1 protein-coding gene is annotated in these 423 nt (G+C 51.5%); it reads left to right on the forward strand.

Annotation, left to right across the window (positions count from 1 at the left end):
* On the forward strand, positions 1-423 hold a 423-nt coding region (locus FDX22_RS15305; RefSeq protein WP_255432928.1), incomplete at both ends, for an EF-Tu/IF-2/RF-3 family GTPase.

The raw sequence follows: 423 nt of genomic DNA on the forward strand, positions 1-423 counted from the left end.
TCCGATCGTTCGTGGTTCTGCTCTGAAAGCGCTGGAAGGCGAAGCTGAGTGGGAAGCTAAAATCGTTGAACTGGCTGGCTACCTGGATTCTTACATCCCGGAACCAGAACGTGCGATTGACAAGCCGTTCCTGCTGCCTATCGAAGACGTATTCTCCATCTCCGGCCGTGGTACTGTTGTTACCGGTCGTGTAGAGCGCGGTATCGTTAAAGTTGGCGAAGAAGTTGAAATCGTTGGTATCAAAGAGACTGCTAAGTCTACCTGTACTGGCGTTGAAATGTTCCGCAAACTGCTGGACGAAGGCCGTGCTGGTGAGAACGTTGGTGTTCTGCTGCGTGGTATCAAACGTGAAGAAATCGAACGTGGTCAGGTACTGGCTAAGCCGGGCTCTATCAAGCCGCACACCAAGTTCGAATCTGAAGT

The sequence above is a fragment of the Citrobacter sp. TBCS-14 genome, assembly GCF_005280805.1.
GTDB classification, from domain to species: Bacteria; Pseudomonadota; Gammaproteobacteria; order Enterobacterales; family Enterobacteriaceae; genus Citrobacter; species Citrobacter gillenii.